Source organism: Streptomyces pathocidini (assembly GCF_001418495.1).
Taxonomy (GTDB): Bacteria; Actinomycetota; Actinomycetes; order Streptomycetales; family Streptomycetaceae; genus Streptomyces; species Streptomyces pathocidini.
Genome location: NZ_LIQY01000607.1, coordinates 1 through 1,453, shown reverse-complemented (window position 1 = coordinate 1,453; position 1,453 = coordinate 1). Strand labels below are relative to the sequence as shown.

1 protein-coding gene is annotated in these 1,453 nt (G+C 75.2%); it reads right to left on the bottom strand.

Going from position 1 to position 1,453, the window contains the following annotated elements:
- A partial coding sequence (locus AOK16_RS23445) for an alanine racemase (protein WP_055474130.1) occupies positions 1-1,132 on the bottom strand: 1,132 nt, incomplete at its 3' end.
- Positions 1,133-1,453 lie beyond the last annotated feature (321 nt).

Below are 1,453 nucleotides of genomic sequence, written 5' to 3'. Positions count from 1 at the left end.
CCAGCCGCAACACGTCGCACCGCTCGCACAGTTCGCCGGCCTTCGCGTGCCGGAACCACACCTTGCCGCCGATCAGCAGATCGTCCGCGGCCGAGCCGAGCAGCGGCGTCTGCACCTCGCCCGCCCCCTCCCGCGGGTCGTACCGCAGGCCCTCGGGGAGGTACGGCTGCGGCAGCCGGTCGCGCCCTGCCGCGCCGGACGCCGGATAGCCGCCCCCGAGCACCGTCACCACCCCGACCCCCGGCCTGCGCACGACCGGCTGCGCGAACAGGGCGGCCGGACGGCCCCTGAACCCCGAGTAGTGGTCGAACAGCCGCGGCTGGAACAGCCCCGACCCGGCGGCGATCTCGGTCACCGCCGCCTCCGCCGCCGTGTGCTGCACGCTGCCGGTGCCGCCGCCGTTGACATACGCCAGCTCCGGCACCACCGCCCGTACCGCGCGCACCGCCGCCGCGCGCCGCTCGGCCAGCTCCCGCCGCGCCGCCGACTGCATCAGCCGGATCGCCCGCGACCGCACCGGCCGCCCGGCCACCGCGTCGCCCACCCCCGCGACATGCCCCTCGTACGCCATGATCCCGACCACCCGGAACCCGGGCCGCCGCTCGACCGCGCGGGCCAGGGCGGCCAGTTGGGCGGGTGTGCTCAGCGGCGACCGCCGGGCGCCGACGCGGACGCGCCCGCCCAGCAGGTGCAGCGAGGTGTCGAGTTCGAGGCACACCCGGACGGTCTCGCCGCCGCCGCGTGCCGCGTCGATGAGATCGAGCTGCCCGGGATCGTCCACGACCACGGACACCGCGGCCGCCAGCTCGGCGTCCCCGGTCAACTCCCCGAACCGCTCCCGGTCCGCGGACGGATAGGCGAGCAGCACGTCGTCGAAGCCGCAGCGGGCCAGCCACAGCGACTCCTCCAGCGTGAACGACAGCACTCCCGTGAACCCGTCCCGCGCCAGCACCCGTTCCAGCAGGGCCCGGCACCGCACCGACTTGGACGCGACCCGGACCGGCTTTCCGCCGGCCCGCCGCAGTAGATCCTCGGCGTTCGCGTCGAACGCGGCCAGATCGACGATCGCCAGCGGGGCGTCGAGATGCGCGGTGGCCCGGTCGTAGCGGACGCGGTCGGCGGGGGCGGACATACGGCCACCTTGCCAGAATGCCGTTACCGCGGGGTAGGGGTGCGCTTGGGGCAAACCGGCCAGCTGCCCGAGCTGATTCCCCTTGGACGCGCACCAGCCCGTAAAGTGACGCGCACGCCTTCGGCCTTCGGCCGCGGGCATGACCGACCATGCATGAACACGCCTGCCCCACAAGGCGATCGGGGGCACGGCAGTACACAAGGGGGCCCCGCATGAGCGCCGAAGCGCCACGCCCGGCTCCACCCAACTCGCCCGATTTGCCCCAGGCCTGGCGTGCCCCGCAGCCCAAGGCCGACGGCGTGCCCCAGCCGGCCCCCCGCC